This is a genomic window from Bifidobacterium tibiigranuli, from assembly GCF_022655035.1.
Taxonomy (GTDB): Bacteria; Actinomycetota; Actinomycetes; order Actinomycetales; family Bifidobacteriaceae; genus Bifidobacterium; species Bifidobacterium tibiigranuli_A.
Window position 1 is genome coordinate 334,777 of record NZ_JALCUA010000002.1, and the last position, 21,706, is coordinate 356,482.

The following is a 21,706-nucleotide window of genomic DNA, read 5'->3' on the forward strand; positions in this document are numbered from 1 at the left end:
ATGAATCTCAATCTCACGTCGTTCGGCGGCAATATCCGACCGGGAGTCTATGGACATCTTATTCTGCATGGGACGCACACCATCGAAAGCGGAGTGCGATTCAAGCGACTGACTGTCAACGGTCAGGTGCGCGGCCCGCACTATGCAGGCGACCATATCGTCTTCGCTTCCGGAGAGCTCATCAGCGACGGTGATGTGCGCGTGCGCCGGATATCGGGTCATGGCCGGATGCTGGTCAAGGGGCATTTGCGCTGTGAACTGCTTGACTTCACCGGTGAAATCAAAACCGCACATGCGCTGCATTGCATCCAGAGCATGAATCTGCGCGGCCTGCTGTATGCCGCGGATGCTGTTACAGCAAATCATATCGAGATATTCGGCATCGCCGAAGCAACGGCAATGCATGCGAAGATCACCGCGATCGAACCGTTGGAAAGCGAAATATTCAAGCGTCTGCGCATGCGCAACTATCATGCGCCGAGTCACGTACAGGCAATCCATGCCAACACATTGAAGGCTCGCTGGCTCGTCTGTTCGCATATCCGCGTCGACTCCGCAGTGCTGTTGGACGGCTGCCGCATCGAATACGCCGAATTTCGCGACGATCTCGTTCTCGACCGTTCGTCTTCGGTGTCGATGCTCAACGACCGCAGTCAGCGTATGCCCGGAGCCGCAGCAGAGCGCAGGCAGGCGTAAAGCAGATATTCGATGTTGCCTGCCCCGCCCGCAATCGGGCTGACGCAATGCCCGCATACCTCGAAGCCGTGTTCCTGGGCGCAGCCTATCACGGTGCGCAAGGCCTGCTCGCGCAACGCGGGGTCTTCGACCACGCCGTTCTTGCCCAGCCGCCCTTTGCCGACTTCGAACTGCGGCTTGACCAGCAGCACCGCATGGGCGCCGGGAGCTGCCAGCCGGGCGATAACTGGGATGACATAAGTCAGGGAGACGAAAGAGACATCAGTGACGACCATGTGCGGTGCGAATGGCAGATCACCAGGCATGACCTCGCGGATGTTGACGCCGCTCATCTCAATGATGCGCGGATCAGCGGCGATGCGCGGGTCGAGCTGACCGTGGCCCACATCGAGGGCAATGACCTTGTCAGCGCCCCGGCGCAGCAGCACATCGCAGAAGCCACCCGTCGACGCGCCGATATCGAGGCAGCGCAGGCCTTGCGGCGATGGCAGACCGACTGAAGCGAAGGCCTCGAAGGCACCAACCAGCTTGTACGCGCCGCGCGAGGCATAGTCCTCGCCTTTGTCGACACGCAGATTGTCGCCGCTGTGCACCGGCTCTGACGCCTTGCGCGCAGCCGCGCCGTTGACAAGCACGTGACCGGAGCGAATCAGGGTCTGGGCCTTGGAGCGGGTCGTGACCAGGCCGCATTCGACAAGCGCCACATCCAGCCGACAAGTCTGCGCGCTGCTGGCTGTGTTGCCGCCGTTACCGCCGTTGCTGCTACCGTTGTCACCGCTATCGTCGTTCGGGCTGGAATACGCGCCGAAGTCCAAGCCGAATTGGCCGGATTGGGCATGATGATGCATCTGGGAACGTGCCCCGTTATGTCCGCGAGCATTGTCTGCTGGCAGCAGTTTGAAGCTAGCCACGGCTGCTGTCCAGCTCACGCTGCAACTGGGCGAGCACGTCGGCATAGATGGCGATGCGCTCCTCGCCGTTCAGCCCGTCCGGCCCGTCCAGCGCTGTGAGCTGAGGATAACGCTGCAGCACGTCGCTCGCGGGCTCAGCGACCGACTCAGCGACCGACTCGGAGGCGAGTCCGGCTTGGGATGCCTGGGTGGCATTGGCTGCGCTGCTACTGGAGCCAAAAGCGTCACCGCCCGACGCGTGCTTCATGATGCTGTCCATCATGCTCCGTCCGTCACAGATCGAAATCAGGAAGCGCGATGGCCGCAATATCGTTGCCGCTATCGGCGTACTCCCATGCCAGGCAGCAGGCGGCGCGCAGCGCATTGACGCTGGAAACGGCATTGTCGCTGTCGCCATTGCCGTCGCTGACGTGCAGCTCGCCGTCTTCAATCCAAGCCTTCGCAGCAGTCTCAGTGCCATCAGCAGCGCCTTGCGCAGTGCCGCAGCACCATGCGCCGCTTTCATCCCGCACCGGCGCCGGCTGCGCTTCGTTCAGCCCGCGCAGATCGGGGACGATATAGGTCGGTCGCAGATGCGCCGGCGCAGTCATCAGCTCATGCGGGTTGGTGACGCCCGTGAGCACGGCCAGTGAATCGTAGCCGCCGCGGTTGCCGGCTTCGATATCCGTATCCAGCCGATCGCCGATAGCCAGGCATGCCTGCTTCTCCACCGGTTCTTCGCCGTCACGTGCGGCCAGCAGCCGCGCCTCGTCGTACATGGCCGATTCGGGCTTGCCTGCCGAGGCGACCGGTTCGACGCCGGTGGCGGTGATGACGGCTTGGATGAGCGAGCCGCAGCCCGGGGCGATGCCCAGCTCGCGGGGTATCGTCAGATCGCGATTCGTGACGAAATAGGCTGCGCCGCGCTCGACGGCGAATGACGCCTCGGCCAGCTCATGCCACGCCAAATCCGGGTACCAGCCCTGAATCACCGCCTGCGGATTGTCCTGTGCGCCCTCAACGACGCGCAAGCCCTGGCCGCTGACCTCTTCGCGCAAATGTTCGGCCCCCAGCACAAGCACTGACGAGCCAGCATCCACATGGCGGGCAACCATGCGGGCTGCCACGACGGCGGAGGTAATGATCTGCCACGGCTCGACGTCAAGCCCGAAGCCACGCAGCTGCTCGGCCACGACACGCTGGAAGCGCGAGGAGTTGTTGGTGGTGTATTCCACCGTCATCCCGGCATGCTCGGCCGCGCGAATCGAATCGGCCGCGTGATCGATGGGATTCTTGCCCAAGTACACCACGCCGTCCAAATCGAGCAGCGCCAAATGATAGGCCTGGCTCAGCGCTTGTTTCGTTCCCTGCAGAAAACGTGTCATATTCGCTCTCTTCCCTGTCGTTCCGCTCGTTTTCGCGGTTCTGCCTATGTGGTGCCGCTGGCTCGCGTGCTGGATTCTCACCATTCTCACCGTCGAACCATGCTCGCTGGTTGTTAGTTGTCGGATTCGTTGTTGTCGGATTCGGCTGCGGGTTCGGCTTCGCCTTCGGGCTCCTGCGGGTTGTCTTCCGGGTCAGCAGCATCGTCCTGCACCGGCTCGGCGATGGCGTCAGCGGCCTCGGATTCCACAGATTTCTCAGATTCGACAGATTCCTCGGAAGCTTCAAGCGTCACCGGCTCTGCATCGGCTTGCACGCCGGCCAGAGCCTCTTGCGCGGGCAGCTCCTGCTCGTCATCGGATTGTGCATCGTAGACGTCATCCGCTTCGGTTTCAGCCTCGGTGCGCACGCTGTCCTCCGTCGCATCCGCAGTAGCGCTGGATGGCACGCTGTCGACATCCACCGTCGCATCGACATCCGATGCAGCGTCAGTTGGGGAAACAGCGTCAGCTGGTGAGGCGGCGTCGCCTTGTTCAACGGAGCCCGCAGCATCATCGTCCGTATCCGCAGCTTCGTTCGAGTCGTCGCCATCAGCTTGCACTGCGTTGTCAGACGCTGCGTCATCGGACGCTGCGTAATCATCAGACTCGCGACGATCGTCGTAACGCTCGTCCGGCGCATACTTCGCGTCGTCCCACGTGATGCCGAGCTTGTCCATGAGTTCGCCGGGAAGATCCTCAAGATCGTAGTCGATGACGATATCGTCCGATTCCTCGTCTTCGTCCTCGTCGGCATACTGCAATTCGAGACGCTCGATCAGCGGGTCAAGATCCGCCGCCTGATCGCCGTGGCCGGATTCCTCAAGGAAGTACTGCTCCGCCTGCAACGCACGCATGCGGTAGGCACCCGGAAGCCCGTTGGAACGGCCGAGCTTGTGCACGACGGCGATCGCCTGATCCCACATCTGCAAGTCGCCCAATGCGCCGGCGTAGACGAGGAACATCTCGACCTTCGACTCGCCTTGCAATTCCTTGCCTTCGTCGGACAGTGCCAGCTCGACGGCCTTCTTCGGATTGCCCAAGCCGCGTTCGCAGTCGGCCATGAACGGCAGATAGTCCGGGAAGCCGTTCATGCGGTGCGCGGTCTGGAATTCGCGCAGCGCCAGCTTGTAGTCGCCCTGGCGGTAGGCGATGAACGCTAGCGTCTCGCGGCTGAAATCGATGCGCGAAGCCTGCCGCGCCACCCATTTGGCATGCTCGAGAGCCGCCTGCGGGTCGCTCTCCTCAAGCGTGTACGCGGCCAGGATATGCAGCCCGGTGTTCTCGGCGTGCTCCTTGGCTAGCCCGCGCAAGCGCTCCTTCTCGTCCTTGGAGAGCATTGACCACTCCATGCCGCGCGGCATGCGCGGCTCGTCGGGCCGGCGATGCGTGTACGGGTTCTGCGAGGGGAAGGATATCGTGCCATCCGAATTGCGGCGCGGAGCGTTGAGGTAGTCGTCCCTGCCGTCCCTGCGCTGCGCACGGTACCCATCGCGCTCGTTGCGGTCGAATTGGCGGCCTGCGCCTTCGCGGTGGAAGTCACGACGATCATCATGACGATAGCCGCCCCGGCGATCATCGCCACGGCCGCCCTGGTTGTCCCTGCGGTAGCCGCCGCCCTGTCCGTCGCGATGCGACTCATATGAGCGTCCGCCACGGTTGTCATAGCGATTGTCGCGGCGATCGCCGTCACGACGCTGCGAATCATGTGAACGGTAATTGCCGCGTTCGCCGCCATGCTCCCCGTCACGGTGGAAGTCACGGCGATCGCCGCCCCTGCGGTCATCGCGATGATCGTCACGGTGGAAATCACGACGTCCATGCTCGCCGTCGCTCCGATAGCCGCCCCTGCGATCGTCACGATGGTCATTACGGTGGAAATCACGCCTGTCGCCATCACGATGCCCGCCGTCACGCCGATCATTGTCGTGACGGTAGCCGCCACGCGAGTTCTCATGCCGCTCGCCATCAGAGCGATGGAAATCACGATGGTCGTTGTTATTGCGGTCGTTTCGATGGAAGTCCCGGCGTTCGCCATCCTGACGATAGCCGCCACGGTGCTCCCCCGAATCCCCATCGCGGTGGAAGTCCTTGCGATATCCCCTGTTCTGGGAATCGCGGTTGTGGAAATCACGGTTACGGGAATCGCGATCATGGAAGTCACGGCGCTGCCCATCATTGCTGCGCTGCTCGCCGTCACGATGCTCGCCATCGCGGTGGAAGTCACGCTGTCCACCGTGCCCGTAACGCGGGTTCTCGCCATCGCGCCGCCCGCGATAGCCGCCATGCTCGCCGTCACGGCGCGGCTTGTCGTACCGGCGGTGCTCGCCGTGGCTGCGGTCGGAGAAGCGCCGTTCCTGGCCTTCGCCATCGCGATGCTCCCCATCGTGATCATGATTGCGGTATCCATGATCTGGACGCCCGCTGTTCGAACGGTGGAATCCGCCGCTGCGTCCCCCACCATAGGAATGGCCTGAATGCCCTCCCCTGGAGCCGCCGTAGGAGCGTCCCGAATGCCCATTGCCCGAGCCGTGGCTGCCTCCCTGGCCTGAATGGGAGTCCGAGCGATGCGACTCGTATGATTTGCCGTCGCGCGATCCGCGCTGTTCTTCTGCCATAGTCATTCCTTAACGTTGATGTATTCCGCCCGAAAGCTTGTCTTGGTGCACGCTGCCGTCTTGGTGCACATTATTGTCGTAATGCACGATGTTGTCATAACGCACAGTGTTGTCGTAATACACAGTGCTGTAGTGATGCACGGTGATGTTGTGATGCACAGTGCTGCCGTGGCTCACTGCCGCTCGACCACGCCGAGGGCCTTCTTGCCACGTCGAATCAGCGCGAATTTGCCGTGCAGGAAGTCGTCCTCGGCCAAGGTCTGCTCGGTGTCGGCGACGCGCTCATTGTTGACGTAGACGCCACCCGAAGCGATGGTTTTGCGCGCTTCGGAAATCGACTTGAACAGCCCTGCCGCGGCTCCTGCCTCGGACACCCGCTCGCCCGGCTGCGCTTTCGCGAAAACCGCCGAATGGCTGCTGTCTTCGACTTTCAGCCCGTCCAAAGCGGATTCGAGCGTCTGCGCATCGATGGCGTGCAGATCGCCACCACGCCCGAAGAGCGCCGATGAGGCATCGATGGCCTGCTGCGTCGCCTCGTCACCGTGCACGAGACTCGTCACTTCCCACGCCAACGTGCGCTGCGCCTCGCGCGCGCCAGGATTCGTCGCGATGCATGCTTCGAGCCGCGCGATCTCCTCCTTGGGCAGGAAGGTGAAGACCTTGAGCAGCTTAGCCACCTCGACGTCGGGCTGATTGAGCCAGAACTGGTAGAACTTGTACGGACTGAGCATCTCGGGGTCGAGCCAGACTGCGTTGCCCTCGGACTTGCCAAATTTCTTGCCCTGGCTGTCGGAGATGATCGGGCTGGTGAACACGTTGACATTCGTCTCGCGCACCTTGTGAATCAGGTCAAGGCCCGAGGTAAGATTGCCCCACTGGTCGGAGCCGCCAAGCTCCAAGGTGCAGCCGTATTCGTCGAACAGGTGCAGGAAATCATTGCCCTGTAGCACCTGGTAGCTGAACTCGGTGAAAGAGATGCCCTCCTGCGATTCAAGCCGCCGCGCGACGATGTCCTTGGACAGCATCGTGCCGAGACGGAAGTTCTTGCCCACATCGCGCAGGAAGTCGATGACGGACATGCTCGCGGTCCAGTCGTAGTTGCTCACGAAGCGCACCGGATTGCCGCCGTCGACTTCGAGAATGCCGCTGATCTGCGATTTGAGGCGCTCGGACCAGGCGGCCACGACCTCCTTGGGGTTGAGCGTGCGTTCGCCGCTCTGCCGCGGATCGCCGATCAGTCCGGTCGCGCCGCCGACCAGGGCAATCGGATGGTGGCCCGCCGCCTGAAGGTGGCGCATGATAATCAATGGCACGAGGTTGCCGACGTGCAATGATGCCGCAGTAGGGTCGAAACCGCAGTAATAGGTGATCGGCTCTCCATCCAGTGCCTGCGCGAGCTGATCGCGATCCGTGGACTGAGCGATCAGTCCACGCCAGTTCAACTCCTCGAAGAGGGAGTCGAATCCCGCTTCCTTGAAATTGGCGACGTGAGCCATGTCTGGTGCCTCTCCCCTGTCAAATTGTGGATACCGACGCGCACGGCCATAGGCCATGCAAACCTTTTCAGTTTTGCAGGACATGGCGACAGCAGCGCTGCGGACGAAACCAAGCGATTGCGCGTCGTATTAGCGCAGGGTTTCGGGAGCCTTGTAGGCCGAGCCGTCACTAATCGAATGAGCGAACGACCTGAGCGTATCAAGCGTCGCCCGTGCCCCTGCGAGCTGCTCGCGCACACGGGCGGGCGAGGTGCCGCCCTTGCCATTGCGGGCAGCGACCGAGCCTTCGACCGAAAGGACCTCGCGCACCGCGGGAGCCTTGTCGGCAGGCAGGAAGTGCGAGAATATCTCAACGAAATCGCCATCGCTCAGATCCCAGAGCTCCCCACCGCGCTCCTCGGCCCGCTTGACGCAGGCACCGGAGAGTTCATGCGCATGGCGGAAGGGCACGCCATTCTTCACCAGCCATTCCGCGATATCGGTGGCCAAAGCAAAACCGGTAGGCGCCTGCTCACGCAGCCGGTCGCGATCGAAGGTCATCGTCGCGATCATACCGCCGAATGCCGGGAGCAGCACTTCGAGGGTGTCGACCTGATCGAACACCGCCTCTTTGTCTTCCTGCAAGTCCCGGGCGTATGCGGTGGGCAGACCTTTGAGCGTGGCCAGCAGGCCGGTCAAATCGCCGATGAGGCGGCCGGCCTTGCCGCGCGCCAATTCCGCGATATCGGGATTCTTCTTCTGCGGCATGATCGAGGAGCCGGTCGAATAGGCGTCGTCGAGCTTGACGAAGGAGAATTCCTGCGTGTTCCAGATGATGATCTCTTCGCTCAGCCGGCTGATGTCCACGCCAATCATGGCGGCGATGAAGGAAAATTCAGCGACCGTGTCACGGCTTGCGGTGCCATCGATTGAATTGCTGGTGACCTTGGAGAAGCCCAGCTCACGGGCGACCAACACGGGATCAAGCCCCAGCGTATTGCCTGCCAGCGCGCCAGAACCGTAGGGGCTGGCATCAATGCGGGCGTCCCAGTCGGCCAGTCGCTGCACATCGCGCAGCAACGGCCAAGCGTGCGCCAGCAGCTGGTGAGCCAGCAAGACCGGCTGCGCGTGCTGCATATGGGTGCGCCCCGGCATCACGGCATGACCTGCCTCAACCGCCTGGGCAATGATCGCAGAGACGACTTCGAGCACATCGCTGGCTACGATCCGGGCATGACGGCGCAGCCACATGCGAATCAGCGCGGCGATCTGGTCGTTGCGCGAGCGCCCGGCGCGCAGCTTGCCGCCGAGCTCGTCGCCTGCGATGTCGATCAGCCCGCGTTCCAGCGCCGTCGCCTCATCCTCGTCGTCTTCGATCGGCGCGAACGACCCCGAGTCCACGCGGCGCTGTAATTCGTCAAGCGCCGCCTCCATGCGCCCCAGCTCGTCATCGCTCAGCAGCCCGGCCCGGCCCAAAGCGCGGGCATGGGCGCGGGAGCCGGCGATGTCGTCATCGGCAAGCCGCCAGTCGAACTGGGTTGACTTCGAGAGCCGCGCCAGCTGAGGCGAAGGCCCAGAGGCGAAGCGGCCTCCCCATAACGCTAGGTGCTCGTTGTTGCTCTGCGCTTGCGTCGTATCCGCCATCGCCATGCTCCTTATCAACAGTTATCCAACAGGCCATTATTCAACAGGCATGCATACAGCCATACAGCTAGCGAGGGTACCAGTGCGGACCTACCGCGCCGGTACCCTCGCCAACGGTTCCGGACTCAGTCGGAGTGCGAAATACCCATCATGCGCCTCGTCGAAAGCCCTTAATTCAGTCTGCGCGTCAGGCGACCGCATCCTGCGGCACGACGATGCCGTTGCCGAATTTGACGTCGCGCGCGGCGGCGACCTTGCTCGGCAGGCCGTAGATCTCAATGAAGCCGTTCGAGGCATTCTGATCGAAGCTGTCGCCGGAGTCGTAGGTGGCCAGATTGTAGTCGTAGAGCGAGGTCTCGGAGCGACGCCCCGTCACCACGGCCCGCCCGCCGTGCAGCACCATGCGGATTTCACCGCTGACGTACTGCTGTGTATCTTCGATGAAGGCGTTGAGCGAGTGGACCGCAGGCGAGAACCACTGTGCGTCGTAGACCAGCTCGCCCCAACGCTTGTCGATGTCGCGCTTGATGCGGTGCTGCTCGCGTTCGAGACAGCAGTTCTCCAGCTCCTCATGCGCGGCGATAAGCGCCACAGCGCCTGGTGCTTCGTAGAGCTCGCGCGACTTGATGCCCACGAGCCGGTCTTCGATGATGTCGATGCGGCCGATGCCCTGTGCGCCCGCACGACGGTTCATCTCCTCGATGGCCTGCAGCGGTGTGACCTTGCGGCCGTCAATCGCCACGGGGATGCCCTGCTTGAACTCGACGACGACCTCATCCTCGACTGGCGGGAACGCGGGATCGTCGGTGTAGCTGTAGCAGTCCTTGGTCGGTCCGTTCCACGGATCTTCGAGGAATCCGGTTTCGATGGCCCTGCCCCAGACGTTCTGATCGATGGAGTATGGGCTTTTCTCGGTCTGCACGATCGGCAGGTCGTGCTCCTTGGCGAAGCGAATCTCGACGTCACGGGTGAGCGAAAGATCGCGAATCGGGCTGATAGCCTTGAGTGTCGGGTCGATGGACTGGATCGAGACCTCGAAACGCACCTGATCGTTGCCCTTGCCGGTGCAGCCGTGCGAAATGGTATCCGCACCGAACTGGTGCGCGGCGCGGACCAGATGCTTGGTGATCAGCGGACGCGAAATCGCGGAGACCAGCGGGTATACGCCTTCGTACATGGCATTGGCCTTGAGGGCCTTCATGCAGTATTCCTCGGCGAACTCCTCGCGGGCGTCGACCACATACGCCTCGACGGCCCCGCAGTCGATTGCGCGCTGCTTGATGGTGTCCAGGCTTTCACCACCCTGACCGACATCAAGGGACACGGCCACTACATCCTTGCCGGTGCGCTCCTTGAGGAAGGCGATCGCGACGGAGGTATCCAACCCGCCGGAGTATGCCAGGACGATTCGGTTCTTGTCGCTCATAACAACCCTTTCTATAACGTCTCCATGAGTATATACGTTGAGTATATACAAAACGCTGTATATTTATGCAATTCGGTGAGTCGCATGCATGTCACTGTGCATATTTCACCATGCAATACGCCGCCGTAATTATCTCACGCCGTGCGTGAGGCCACGGACAGCAGCCAGGCGGCCCGTTCGTGGGCCATCGATTCCTCGGCGCAGATCATCAGCACGGTGTCATCGCCGGCAATCGTGCCGAGCACGCCGTCCAGCGGCTGTCTATCGATCACGCTCGCCACATACTGCGCAGCGCCGGAAGGCGTGTGAATCACGACAAGTCTGCCAGCATCGGCAACCGAAACCACCAGTCCGGAAAGCACCCGTGATATCTGCTGCTCGATGCGTTCGGTGCCGCTTCCAGAGCCATCGTCCGCAGGCTCATCGCCGAGCGTGTACGCAACCGTGCCGTCGCGCAGCCGGGCCTTGGTTGCGTTCATCTCGTCGAGATCACGACTCAGCGTGGCCTGCGTCACTTCGATGCCCTCGTCCGCCAGCACCGAGGAAAGCTGCGACTGCGAGGTGATGATATGCGTCAGCAGCGCCTGCTCGATGGCGCTCAGGCGCGCCGCGCGAGTCGCCGGGCGGTGGAGCGCAGGGCGCAGACTATCAATGAATCCAGCCACGTCAGCACCGTTTGAATCGGCACCGTCCACGTCGCCATGATTCGAGACAGCCCGATTCACATCATCACGGTTCACGCCGTCACAATCCACATCGTCAGCGCCCATGTCGCTGTTGTCTGCATCAACGCTATTCATGGCATTCATGGCATTCGCAGCACGGCCACCTACGTCAGCAGTGCTCACGACAGCAGGCTTTCATCGCCGCGCTGCTTGCCGATAAGCCAGGTGAGCAGCGCCTTCTGCGCATGCAGACGATTCTCCGCCTCGTCCCATACCGCGGTCTGCGGCCCGTCGATGACCGAGGTGGTGACTTCCTTGCCGCGATATGCCGGCAGGCAATGCTGGAACAGCGCATTCGGCTTGGCCATCGCCATAAGCTCGTCATTGACCTGATACGCCCGGAAGGGCTTCGAACGAATCGCGTATTCGCTTTCCTCGCCCATCGACACCCAGGTGTCGGTGAACACGCAGTCGACGCCCGACACGGCTTCAGCCGGATCGGTCGTCACGAGTACCGAGCCGCCGGTGGTCGCAGCGATACGCTCGGCATCGGCAACGATCTGGGCATCGGGCAGGTAGCCGTTCGGACCGCTGATGCGCACATGCATGCCTGCCGTGGCACCGCCGAGCAGGTAGGAGTTGGCCATGTTGTTGGCGGCGTCTCCCAAGTACGCGATGCTCATGCCCTCAAGCGCATCGACACCGCCGCGCAACTGCGCCAGCGTGAGGAAGTCGGCCAGGACCTGGCAGGGATGGAACTGGTCGGTCAGCGCATTGACGACCGGCACGGTGGCGTATTTAGCCATCTCCTCGACACGCTCCTGCCCGAAGGTGCGCCACACGATGGCCGAGGTCATGCGTGTCAGCACGCGAGCGGTGTCGGCGACCGGCTCGCCGCGCCCGAGTTGCGAGCCCGCCTTGTCGATGACGAGCGGATACCCGCCGAGCTCGGCAACGCCGACCGAGAAGCTTGAGCGCGTGCGCGTGCTCGGCTTGTCGAAGAGGACAGCCACCGCCTGCGGGCCGTCAAAAGGTCGGTGGTAGAAGCGGTCCTCGCGGAACCGCATTCCAAGTTCAAGCACCTCGCGCTGCTCGTCGTGCGATATGTCGTCATCGCGCAGCATGTGGCGTAGTTGGCCGGTCATAAGCGTCCTCCTTGTAGCTTCCCTGCATTGCTGTTCATCATACCCATCGTTTCGATGCGCATTGTCGTTTCAATGTGCATTGTCGCATCGGCTATCATGAGCCGTTTATCGCATGAGACCGCTTCGCGCGGCTGCATGCAACGAGCACTATGCAGTGAATACCTTCAGTTGTTGATATGTTCAGTAGTTCATATGTTCAATAGTTGCAATTCATGCGTTCGGCCATCTCAGTCATCGGGCAGATCGCTGGGTATGGCCGCGAGTATCGCGACAGCCTCGCGCACGTCGCTCTCGCTGACGATGAGCGGCGGAGCGATGCGCAGCGCGTCCGGTGCCACGGCGTTGACGATCAGGCCATGCTCAAGCGCCCAGTTCATCGCCGCATGCGCGCAGGGATGGGATAGCTGCACGGCACGCAGCAGTCCGCGCCCGCGCACCTGCTCGAAGAGCGGGTTGCCCGTCGCCATGATGCCAACGCTGAGCTGCTGGCCGCGCGCCTCAGCGTTGGCTACCAGATCGTCATCCTCGATTACCTTCAGCGTGGCGAGTGCAGCGCTTGCGGCGAGCGGGTTGCCAGCGAAGGTGGAGCCGTGCAGACCTGGGCCAAGCAGGTCGCTGAGCTGCTGTCCGAAGGCGATCATGCCGCCCATCGGGAAGCCCGAGGCCACGCCCTTGGCGAAGGTGATGGCGTCGGGAATCGCGCCGCCGGAGAGGTCGGCCCGCTGGAAGGCGAACCACTCCCCTGTGCGCCCGATGCCGGTCTGCACCTCGTCGACGATCATCAGCGCATGATTGGCGTCGCACAACCGCCTGACTGCGCTGACGTACTCGGCGCCAAGCGGGCGCACCCCAGCCTCGCCCTGAATGAGTTCGAGGATAACCGCGGCGACCGGTCCTTTGCCGTCCTGACCGCTGCCATTCTGACCACCTTGCGCGAAGGCCTGCTCCAACGCCGCCTCGTCGCCGGCCTGCACGAATTGCACATCGGGCAGCAGCGGATTGTAGGGTTCGCGGATGGACGGCTTCCATGTGGCGCTCAGCGCGCCAAGTGTGCGCCCATGGAATCCCTGCGTCATCGCCAGAATGCGCGCAGGGCTGCCGCCCTGCTCCGGGTCAGTGCCCGGCAGCGTCCTGCCGTACAGCTTGGCGAGCTTGAGCGCCGCCTCGTTGCCTTCGGTGCCGGAATTGCCGAAGTAGACATGCGATCCAGCGGGCGCGCCAGCCAGTTCGATGAGCTTGGCGGCCAACTCGATCTGCGGACGGGTGGCAAAGTAGTTGCTCGTGTGCGCTACCTTGGCGGCCTGCTCGCTGACGGCCTGCACCCACTGCGGATGCGCGTAGCCAAGTGCGTTGACGGCGATGCCCGCCAGGAAATCGAGGTATTCATTGCCGTCGACGTCCCAGATACGCGTGCCCTGGCCGTGGTCCATCACGCGCAACGGCGGGCCGAACACGCCCATATGCACCTGCGCGTACTCGTCGAGCAGCGCATGGCTTTGCGCTCCGGGCTTGCAGAGAGCTTCGTCGCCGGCAGTGCCGCCGACATAGGAGTTGGATGTGGTTGATTGCTGCGATTCAGTGCTCATATGCGTTCCTCATTAATATGCCGTCCTCCGGAACGACCATCGTGCCGATGCCCGCGGAGGTGAAGATTTCGTTCAGTATGGAATGGGGCTTGCGCCCGTCGATGATATGCGCCTGCTTTACGCCACCATCCAGCGCCCGCACGCACGCCTCCATCTTGGGTCGCATGCCGGACTCGAGATCGCCGAGTATGTCGCGCAGATTCTCGACGCCGATCTGTCCGACCAGCGACTCGCGGTCGGGCCAGTTCGCGTACATGCCTTCGATGTCGGTGAGGATAATCAGCTTGCGGGCCCCCAGCGCCGAGGCCAGCGCGGCAGCGGCCGTGTCAGCATTCACGTTAAGCACCTGCGTCGCATTGTCCTCGTCGGGAGCCACCGAGGAGACCACCGGTATGCGCCCGGCGGCAATCAGATCCTCAACGGCTGAGGCGTCGACGCTCACGACATCTCCGACCAGCCCGATATCAGTCGGCTTGCCGTCGATTATCGGCTTGCGCTTCATGGCTGAGAACAGGCCGCCGTCCTCGCCGGAAAGCCCCACGGCAAGCGGCCCGTGGATGTTGATCAGCCCGACCAGCTCGCGTGAGACCTTGCCGGTGAGCACCATGCGCACCACTTCCATCGCCTCGGGCGAGGTGACGCGCAGCCCGCCCCGGAACTCCGAGCGGATGCCCAATGCCTTGAGCATCTGTGAGATCTGGGGTCCTCCCCCGTGCACGATCACCGGATGCATGCCCACCTGCCGCAGGAAGGCCATATCCTGCGCGAAGCACTCCTTGAGATGCGTGTCGACCATGGCATTGCCGCCGTATTTGACCACGACGAGCTGCCCGGAGAATTCCTCAAGCCAGGGCAGCGCCTCAATCAGCACTTCGGCCTTCTGGTCGGGCCTCAGATCGGTGTGCACATCGAAATGAAACCCAGGCCCCCGTAATTCCTGCGCCGCCATCAGCGTCCTTTCCATGTATTGAACATAACCGTATTGCGAATAACCGAATTGCACACAGCAGTACCGAGCACCGCCGTGTTCAGTGCCGTATCCACAGCCATCCCGTTCCCTGCGCTCCCCGCGTGTTCCCAGTTGGCTTACTCATACGCGGCGTTGATGTTCACGTACTCATGAGTCAGATCGTCGCTCCACACCGTGGCCTGATGCTCGCCGGCATGCAGGTCGATGTCGATGAGAATCTCGCGCGGCGTCATGTCGACTTCAGAGCGGTCGCGTCCCGGCTTGCCGCCGTCGCATACCTGCACGCCGTTGATCGATACGTCAACCTCGTCGGCGTTGAAAACCGCATCCTGCTCGGGTATCGCGCCCAAGGAGCTGACTACTCGGCCCCAGTTGGGATCATTGCCGTAGATCGCGCATTTGAGCAGATTCGACGCGGCGACCGCACGGGCGCACACCAGCGCCTCATCCTCGCTGTGCGAGCCGACCACCGTGATCTTCACGTCATGGCTCGCGCCTTCGGCGTCGCCTACAATCTGCCGGGCCAAGCTTGCACAGGCCTGCGCCACCAGATCATTGAACTCGTCCGGGTCCGGTTCCACGCCCGAAGCCCCCGAAGCCATGAGCAGCACGGTGTCGTTGGTCGACATGCATCCGTCGGCATTGATGCGATTGAAGGAATACTCGGCAGCGACGCCCAGCGCCGCCTGCAGCTGGCCTGCGGAGACGAAGGCATCCGTGGTGATGACGCACAGCATCGTCGCCAACTGCGGCGCGATCATACCTGAGCCTTTGACCATGCCGCCGAGCCGATAGCCCGTGCCTTGCGCAGTGAAGGTCTTCGGCTTCGTGTCAGTCGTCATGATCGCGTGCGAGGCATCGCTGCCAGCCTGCTCACCCGCTGCCAGCGCGTCATAGGCGGCATGAACGCCAGCGATGACATGCTCCAACGGCAGCAGCTCGCCGATCAGCCCGGTGGAGCACACCGCGACGCTCTCCGCTTCGACGCCGAGCAACTCAGCAGCCGTCTGCGCGGTGGCATGCGACTGCTCATAGCCGGCCTTGCCGGTGCAGGCGTTCGCGCCGCCCGAATTGAGCACTACGGCCTTGGCATGGCCATCGGCTACCGCAGCTCTGGACCAGCGCACCGGTGCTGCACAGAAACGGTTCGAAGTGAACACGCCTGCTACGGCATCGAGCGGCCCCTCGTTGACCACAAAAGCCAAATCCTTCTTGCCCGGCTTCGCGGATATGCCCGCGTCCACGCCCGCCGCCTTGAATCCTTGTGCATACGTCACGCTCATGGCGCCACTCCTATCTTGTTGAGTCCTTTGTCCTCAGGCAGTCCAAGGGCGATGTTGAGGGATTGCACCGCCTGCCCGGCGGTGCCGCGATTGAGATTGTCAATCGCCGCGATGGCCAGAAGCCGATTGGCGTTATGGTCCACGGCAACCTGAATCTGCGCGGCATTCGAGCCCAGGACGTTCTGTGTGGCAGGCAGCTCTCCATCCGGCAGCACGGTGATGAACTGCTGGTCGCGATACAGCTCACTCCATACGTTGTGGATCGCGCCATCATCCATGCCTTGCGCCTTTGGGCTCAAGGGCGCGGAAACGCAGGCGAGGATGCCCCGGGCCATCGGCACGAGTATCGGGGTGAACCCGATGGCGAAGCGTTCGGCATCCCTCGCCTCAAGACCCGCCGCATGAGCGAAGTTCTGCAGGATCTCAGGAATATGCCGATGGCTTCCGCCGACGCCATAGGCATGCGCGGAACCGAAAGCCTCGGATGCGAGCAGGTCCGTGCGCTTCAAGCTTTTGCCTGCGCCCGAATAGCCCACGGCCAGGTCTGCCACAACGCCTTTCGGATCAATCAGGCCTTGCGCAACGGCCGGCTGCAATGCCAAGGTAACTGCCGTCACGTTGCAGCCAGGACCCGCGATATGGGTGGCCCCGGCAAGTATCTCGCGCTGGCGACGATACGAACTGTCATCATGCGTTCCCGTGACCAGCTCGGGCATGCCATACGTCCAATGCTCGTGGAAGTCACCGCCATAGAAACTGTCCCACGCCGTTCGCTCCTCAAGGCGATGGTCAGCGCCAAGGTCGACGACATGAATCGAGGGGTCGAGGCCATCCGCCAAAGGGCCGGAGGCACCATGCGGCAGCGCAAGCACGACCACATCATAACGGTTGAGCACTTCGGGCGTGGTCTCTTCGATCACGAGATCGGCAAGCTGCGGAATATGCGGCATAAGACGGCCGAAGCGCTCACCGGCCGAAGCATGGCCCGTTACGCAGGCCACCTCGAAATCAGGGTGCTGCGCGAGTATGCGCACCGCCTCCCCGCCGGCATAGCCCGTAGCGCCTGCTACAGCCACCGAATACCTGGACATGTCTGCCACCTTCCGAACGTCTTTGCAACGACAACGGTCAGTATACATGTTATGCGGTATATTGCATAATTATGCAGTTCGTGTCGTGTTGCGGACGCTCCAATCGGGAGTCGTGGCCTTCATTGGTGGCACCTGGCGGCCATATAAGACGATCATGATGCAGTGCATCCGGCATCGCCTCAGATGGGCAGCAGCGCCATCGCCTGCTGGCCGGGAACATTGTCCATCTGCCCCTGCGACCATTGCAGGATTTCATCGGCGGTGATGCCCTGGCTCATCATCCACAGCGAGAACAGTACGCTGAGCACGTTGATGATCACGGCAGCCAGCCCCAGCCCGAAGCCTTTCATATGGAAGGTCCTGGTGCGCCACATCGCCGCCGCGCCCAGCAGCGCCGGCAGCAAGGGCAGGAAGAACGCCAGCACAAACGCCACGATGGCATAGGGATCCCAGCGACCATACAAAGGATTGTGCTGTGGGTCGTTCGGATCGATGCCATGGGGATTGCTGCCGTTCGGACCGAAGCCATTGCCTCCAAAGCCCTGAGGATTGCCGCCGTTGCCGCCATTGGTGTTGTACGGGTACGCGCCATGCCCGTTTCCAGCCGCGCCGCCCTGCGTCGCAGGGCCACCCGCAGCATTGCCGGGCTGTTGGCCGTTCCCATATGGCGCAGGCATTCCCGCCCAGCCTGCGGCCTGCGGGGGTTGAGCCTGAGCGCCCTGAGCCGTCTGCTCGGGCTTCGGCTCCTCAGGGCGACCATACGCATACGGATCGTAGTTGGGCGGGAACTGGCTCAGGAGCGCCCCGTATTCCGGTTGCGCGATCTGCCCGTACTCAGGCTGCTGGTGTTCGCTCTGCCCAGCAGCGCGGCCGTTCTGCGAGTGCTCCTGATCCGATTCGCTCATATGCGCGTGGCTCCTTTTCCGTGTGCGCTGGGATTTTTACCGATAAAACTTCTACCAATAGAAGTCCCAGCAGTCCCAGCGCTAGGCTCCTGCACGTCAGGCGCGCAGCTGCGCTCCCAACGGGGTGGTGCTCTCGATGATAGCCTTGCGCAGCGCTTCGCTGTCGGAGGAGTCCAAAGTCCTGTCCGCCGCGCGGAAGATGACCGCGAATGCCAACGACTTCATGCCTTCGCCGAGCTGATCGCCGGTGAACACATCGAATAGCGTGATGCCTTCCAGCTTGTCGCCCACAGCTTGCTCGATGGCGTTCTGCAGACGCGCGGCAGGCAAAGCCGCCGGCACGGTGAAGGCCAGATCCTGGCGCACGGGCGGGAAGGCGGAAATCGGCCTGGCCTGCACCGGCTTGGCATCCAGCGTTGCGAACAGCGCATCCAGATCCAGCTCGAAGGCGGCGCTGTGCTCAGGTAGTCCCAGCTGCTCATCGACATGCGGATGCAGCTCGCCCACCAGGCCAACGGCCTTGCCTGCGGACGCAACCGTGGCCACGCGGCCGGGATGCCACTGGTCCGGAGCGTCCTGCGCCGCCAGCTGCTCAAGGACGATAGTCGCCCCGAGACGGCTCGCGATGCGCTGCACGGCTTCGACTGCGTCGCTCCAATCCACGGCGCGGCCGGCGTTCATCCAATCCGACTGCTCGGCCATGCCGGTCAGCAGCCCGGCGACATGCTTCGGCTGATCGGGCAATCCGGCATCCAGCGCGGCGAGCTGGTCGTCGGTGGGGAGCTTGCCGCCTTCGAAAGCCGGTATGGCCGGGGCGTTGGGGTCCCAAAGGTAGACATGCCCGATCTCGTAGAGCGCAATGTTCTCGATACCGCGGCGCAGGTTGCGCTGCACGGTCTGCGCTAGCGTCAGCAGCAGCGAACGGCGCAGATACGGCCGATCCGCAGCGAGCGGGTTGGCGATCTCGACGCTGACCTTAGCGATTTCGCTGGGGTCGTACGAGAAGTTCCTGAAATCCTCATCGCCCACGAAGGGGTAGCTCAGCGTCTCCACTAAGCCGTATTCGGCCAACTCATCGGCGACCTGCCTCGAATGCCGCTGGTCGGCGTCCAAGCCGACTGCGCCTTCAACCGGCGCTGGCGGGACGATGGACGGAATCTCGTCATAGCCGACGAGGCGAGCCACCTCTTCGACCAGATCGCAGGGTTCGGTGATATCCGGCCGCCACGTGGGAGGGGTGACCGAGAACACGCCGTTGCCGCCGCCGGCCATGCTGCAGCCGATGTCGGTGAGAATGTCGCTGATGGTGTTCGTCTCGGTGTCCAACCCGGCCACGCGGGCCACTTCACTGGCCTTGAAGGCGATTGCCTTGGGGCGTCCGGTGCGATTCACATCGGTGGGGTGCTGCGAGGCTTCGCCGTTGCCGTAGCGTTCGAGCAGCTCGGAAGCCAGCTGCGAAGCCGCCGGCTGCAGCTTGCAGTCCACGCCGCGTTCGAAGCGACGAGAAGCCTCGGAAGGAATCTTGTGTCGGCGTGCGCTTCTGGCGATGGACACCTGATCGAAGTGCGCGGCTTCCAGCAGCACGTTCTTCGTTTCAGCGGTCACTTCGCCATACAGCCCGCCCATCACGCCTGCCAAGCCGAGGACGCGTGACCCGCGCTTGCCGTCGGGCGAATCGGTGATGAGCAGATCCTCCGGATTGAGCGCATGGTCGTTGCCGTCCAGCGTGACCAGATGCTCGCCCTGGCGCGCACGGCGCACCACGATCGGCGCCTCGATCTTGTCGAGATCGTAGGCGTGCATCGGCTGGCCGAGATCGAGCATCACATAGTTCGTGACGTCCACGGCCAGTGAGATCGAGCGCATGCCGGCGCGAATCAGGCGTCGCCGCATCCAATTGGGCGTATGCGCCTCGGGGTCGAAGCCCTTGATGACGCGCGCATGGTAGCGGTCGCAGCCGGCGACGCCGTGGATGGGGTTGTCATCCTCGATGCTCACTTCGATGTCGGTGACGGAGCGGGGATCAAGCCCTGCGGTGACCGGCGCCTTGGCGGCGAGCTCCTTGACCGGATCGGTGTAGGCAGCTCCTGTGGAGTGATGGTATTCGCGTGCCACGCCGCGATACGAGAACGCATAGCCACGGTCCGGCGTGATGTTGATTTCCAGCAGCGGCTGGTCGAGATGCAGCAGGTGCATCGCGTCGTCGCCGGGCTTCAGGGCCTCGTATTCCTTGGGGCTGAAGCCGTAGTGGCGCAGCAGGATGATGCCGTTGTGGTCGTCTCCCAGGCCCAGCTCACGCTCCGAGGCGCACATGCCGTCGGAGACATGGCCGTAGGTCTTGCGCGGCTCGATGCGGAAGTCGCCCGGCAGCACTGCTCCGGGCAGCGTGACGACGACCTTCTCGCCGGCAGCCATATTTGGCGCGCCGCACACGATGCCGCGCGGCACCTTGTTGCCCTGCTCGTCGGTCGCGTTGTATGCTTCGCCGACATCCACATGGCACCAGTTGATGATTTTGCCGTTATGCTGCGGTTCGGGGGTCGCGTCGACGACATAGCCGACGACGATGGGTCCGGTCACCTGCGAGGCGTGAATCTCCTCCTCCTCAAGCCCGACATGCACCAGATCCTTGGCGAGCTGTTCGTAGGTCAGATCGTCCGGAACCTCGACATGGTCCTTGAGCCAGTCAATATCTACCATTGGCATGAGTCGTTCACTCCCCCATCACAAACTGTTCGCTGAATCGCACGTCGCCTTCGACCAGGTCGTGCATATCGTTGATGTCGTGGCGCAGCAGCAGCGTGCGCTCGACGCCCATGCCGAAGGCGAAGCCGGTGTATATGTCCGGATCGATGCCTGCGGAGCGCAGCACATTCGGGTTCACCATGCCGCAGCCGCCCCATTCAATCCAGCCCGGTCCGCCCTTCTTGTCGGGGAACCACAGATCGAGTTCGGCGCTCGGCTCGGTAAAGGGGAAATAGCTCGGGCGCAGCCGGCTTTTGGCCTCCGGGCCGAACATCGCGACGGCGAACTTGTCGAGTACGCCCTTGAGATCAGCCATCGTCAGATGCTTGTCGACCGCCAGCGCCTCGCACTGGTGGAATACGGGGGTGTGCGTCGCATCAAGCTCGTCAGTGCGGAACACCCTTCCCGGGGAGACGATGTAGAGCGGCACGCCGCGCGAGATCAGCGCCCGCACCTGGTCGGACGAGGTCTGCGTGCGCATTACCATGTTGGAGCCTACGAAGCCGGCGGCGTCCTTGCTCTGGTTGCCTTTGACGTAGAAGGTGTCCTGCATCTGGCGCGCCGGATGGTCAGGGCCGAAGTTCAGCGCGTCGAAGTTGTACCATTCGCTTTCCACTTCGGGGCCTTGCGAAACCTGCCAGCCCATCGAGACGAACAGGTCCTCGATGTCCTCCATGACCTTGGCGATGGGGTGGCGGGCTCCCAATGGCTTGCGGCTGAGCGGCAGCGTCATATCCACGGTCTGCGCAGCCAGCTCGCGAGCCTCTTCTTCGGCGCGCACCTGCTCCTGCTTCGTTCCGAAGGCGCGTCCGAAATCGGCGCGCAGCTTGCCCATGAGCTTGCCGGCGTCCTTCTTCTGGTCCGCAGGCAGCGAGCCGATGGCCTTGCTCGCCTGGGTCATCACCGACCCCGATCCGACGAACTGCGTCTTGATCGTCTTCAATTCGTCCAACGAAGAGGCTTTATCGATTTTCTCGATGCCTTCGGCGACCGCATCGCTCACCGCCTGGGCGTCGAATGCCATACTCTCTGCCACGAGTACCCTTTCTGTTTCCAACGAACGCAGTTTCCTGCACACGCTGTTCTCTCCAAACGCAGTCACGCGACACGCGCCAAAAAACGCAGCAAAGCGCATGTAAGAAGCGT

16 protein-coding genes and 1 pseudogene are annotated in these 21,706 nt (G+C 62.8%); 1 reads left to right on the forward strand and 16 read right to left on the reverse strand.

Features of this window, described 5'->3' with window-relative positions; translation table 11 throughout:
- Positions 1–696, forward strand: a complete 696-nt coding sequence (locus LKK40_RS04100) for a hypothetical protein (RefSeq protein WP_304309403.1) — start codon at positions 1–3, stop codon at positions 694–696.
- On the opposite strand, the gene LKK40_RS04105 is transcribed toward LKK40_RS04100, so the two are convergent.
- From LKK40_RS04105 to pheS, 16 genes and pseudogenes are all read right to left on the reverse strand, one after another.
- A complete protein-coding gene (locus LKK40_RS04105) occupies positions 654–1,607 on the reverse strand; it encodes a TlyA family RNA methyltransferase (RefSeq protein ID WP_304309404.1) in 954 nt (317 codons plus the stop codon). The two genes, LKK40_RS04100 and LKK40_RS04105, sit on opposite strands and share 43 nt — an antisense overlap.
- A complete protein-coding gene (locus LKK40_RS04110; RefSeq protein WP_304309405.1) occupies positions 1,600–1,869 on the reverse strand; it encodes a hypothetical protein in 270 nt (89 codons plus the stop codon). The genes LKK40_RS04105 and LKK40_RS04110 overlap by 8 nt, the downstream gene beginning before the upstream one ends.
- A 10-nt stretch (positions 1,870–1,879) precedes the next feature.
- Complete coding sequence (locus LKK40_RS04115) at positions 1,880–2,971, reverse strand: HAD-IIA family hydrolase (protein ID WP_304309407.1); 1,092 nt, start codon at positions 2,969–2,971, stop codon at positions 1,880–1,882.
- Between the two features lie 653 nt (positions 2,972–3,624).
- A pseudogene (locus tag LKK40_RS04120) lies at positions 3,625–4,965 on the reverse strand (helicase); the annotation flags it as partial.
- A gap of 833 nt (positions 4,966–5,798) precedes the next feature.
- Entirely contained in the window at positions 5,799–7,121 is a 1,323-nt protein-coding gene (gene tyrS / locus LKK40_RS04125; RefSeq protein WP_304309409.1) for a tyrosine--tRNA ligase, read from the reverse strand.
- 129 nt (positions 7,122–7,250) lie between these two features.
- On the reverse strand, positions 7,251–8,744 hold the full coding sequence (gene argH, locus LKK40_RS04130) for an argininosuccinate lyase (RefSeq protein ID WP_304309411.1): 1,494 nt from the start codon (positions 8,742–8,744) through the stop codon (positions 7,251–7,253).
- A 187-nt stretch (positions 8,745–8,931) separates the two neighbouring features.
- Positions 8,932–10,170: an argininosuccinate synthase gene (locus tag LKK40_RS04135; RefSeq protein ID WP_304309413.1), complete on the reverse strand. Its 1,239-nt coding sequence runs from the start codon at positions 10,168–10,170 to the stop codon at positions 8,932–8,934.
- 134 nt (positions 10,171–10,304) lie between these two features.
- Positions 10,305–10,823, reverse strand: a complete 519-nt coding sequence (gene argR / locus LKK40_RS04140; RefSeq protein WP_304309531.1) for an arginine repressor — start codon at positions 10,821–10,823, stop codon at positions 10,305–10,307.
- Between the two features lie 191 nt (positions 10,824–11,014).
- On the reverse strand, positions 11,015–11,980 hold the full coding sequence (gene argF, locus LKK40_RS04145) for an ornithine carbamoyltransferase (RefSeq protein WP_304309414.1): 966 nt from the start codon (positions 11,978–11,980) through the stop codon (positions 11,015–11,017).
- A 227-nt stretch (positions 11,981–12,207) separates the two neighbouring features.
- Positions 12,208–13,566 (reverse strand): acetylornithine transaminase, encoded by a 1,359-nt coding sequence (locus LKK40_RS04150; protein WP_304309415.1) that lies wholly within the window; start codon positions 13,564–13,566, stop codon positions 12,208–12,210.
- A complete protein-coding gene (gene argB, locus LKK40_RS04155; protein ID WP_368491381.1) occupies positions 13,556–14,530 on the reverse strand; it encodes an acetylglutamate kinase in 975 nt (324 codons plus the stop codon). The genes LKK40_RS04150 and argB overlap by 11 nt, the downstream gene beginning before the upstream one ends.
- A 122-nt stretch (positions 14,531–14,652) precedes the next feature.
- The gene (gene argJ / locus LKK40_RS04160) at positions 14,653–15,819 is read right to left on the reverse strand and encodes a bifunctional glutamate N-acetyltransferase/amino-acid acetyltransferase ArgJ (RefSeq protein WP_304309417.1); all 1,167 of its coding nucleotides are present in this window, start codon (positions 15,817–15,819) and stop codon (positions 14,653–14,655) included.
- Positions 15,816–16,910: an N-acetyl-gamma-glutamyl-phosphate reductase gene (argC, locus tag LKK40_RS04165; protein WP_304309419.1), complete on the reverse strand. Its 1,095-nt coding sequence runs from the start codon at positions 16,908–16,910 to the stop codon at positions 15,816–15,818. The genes argJ and argC overlap by 4 nt, the downstream gene beginning before the upstream one ends.
- A gap of 179 nt (positions 16,911–17,089) precedes the next feature.
- On the reverse strand, positions 17,090–17,815 hold the full coding sequence (locus tag LKK40_RS04170; RefSeq protein WP_304309420.1) for a hypothetical protein: 726 nt from the start codon (positions 17,813–17,815) through the stop codon (positions 17,090–17,092).
- 96 nt (positions 17,816–17,911) lie between these two features.
- Entirely contained in the window at positions 17,912–20,521 is a 2,610-nt protein-coding gene (pheT, locus tag LKK40_RS04175; protein WP_304309423.1) for a phenylalanine--tRNA ligase subunit beta, read from the reverse strand.
- Between the two features lie 7 nt (positions 20,522–20,528).
- Positions 20,529–21,584, reverse strand: coding sequence for a phenylalanine--tRNA ligase subunit alpha (gene pheS / locus LKK40_RS04180; protein ID WP_202613278.1), 1,056 nt, complete (start codon positions 21,582–21,584; stop codon positions 20,529–20,531).
- Positions 21,585–21,706: the final 122 nt, after the last annotated feature.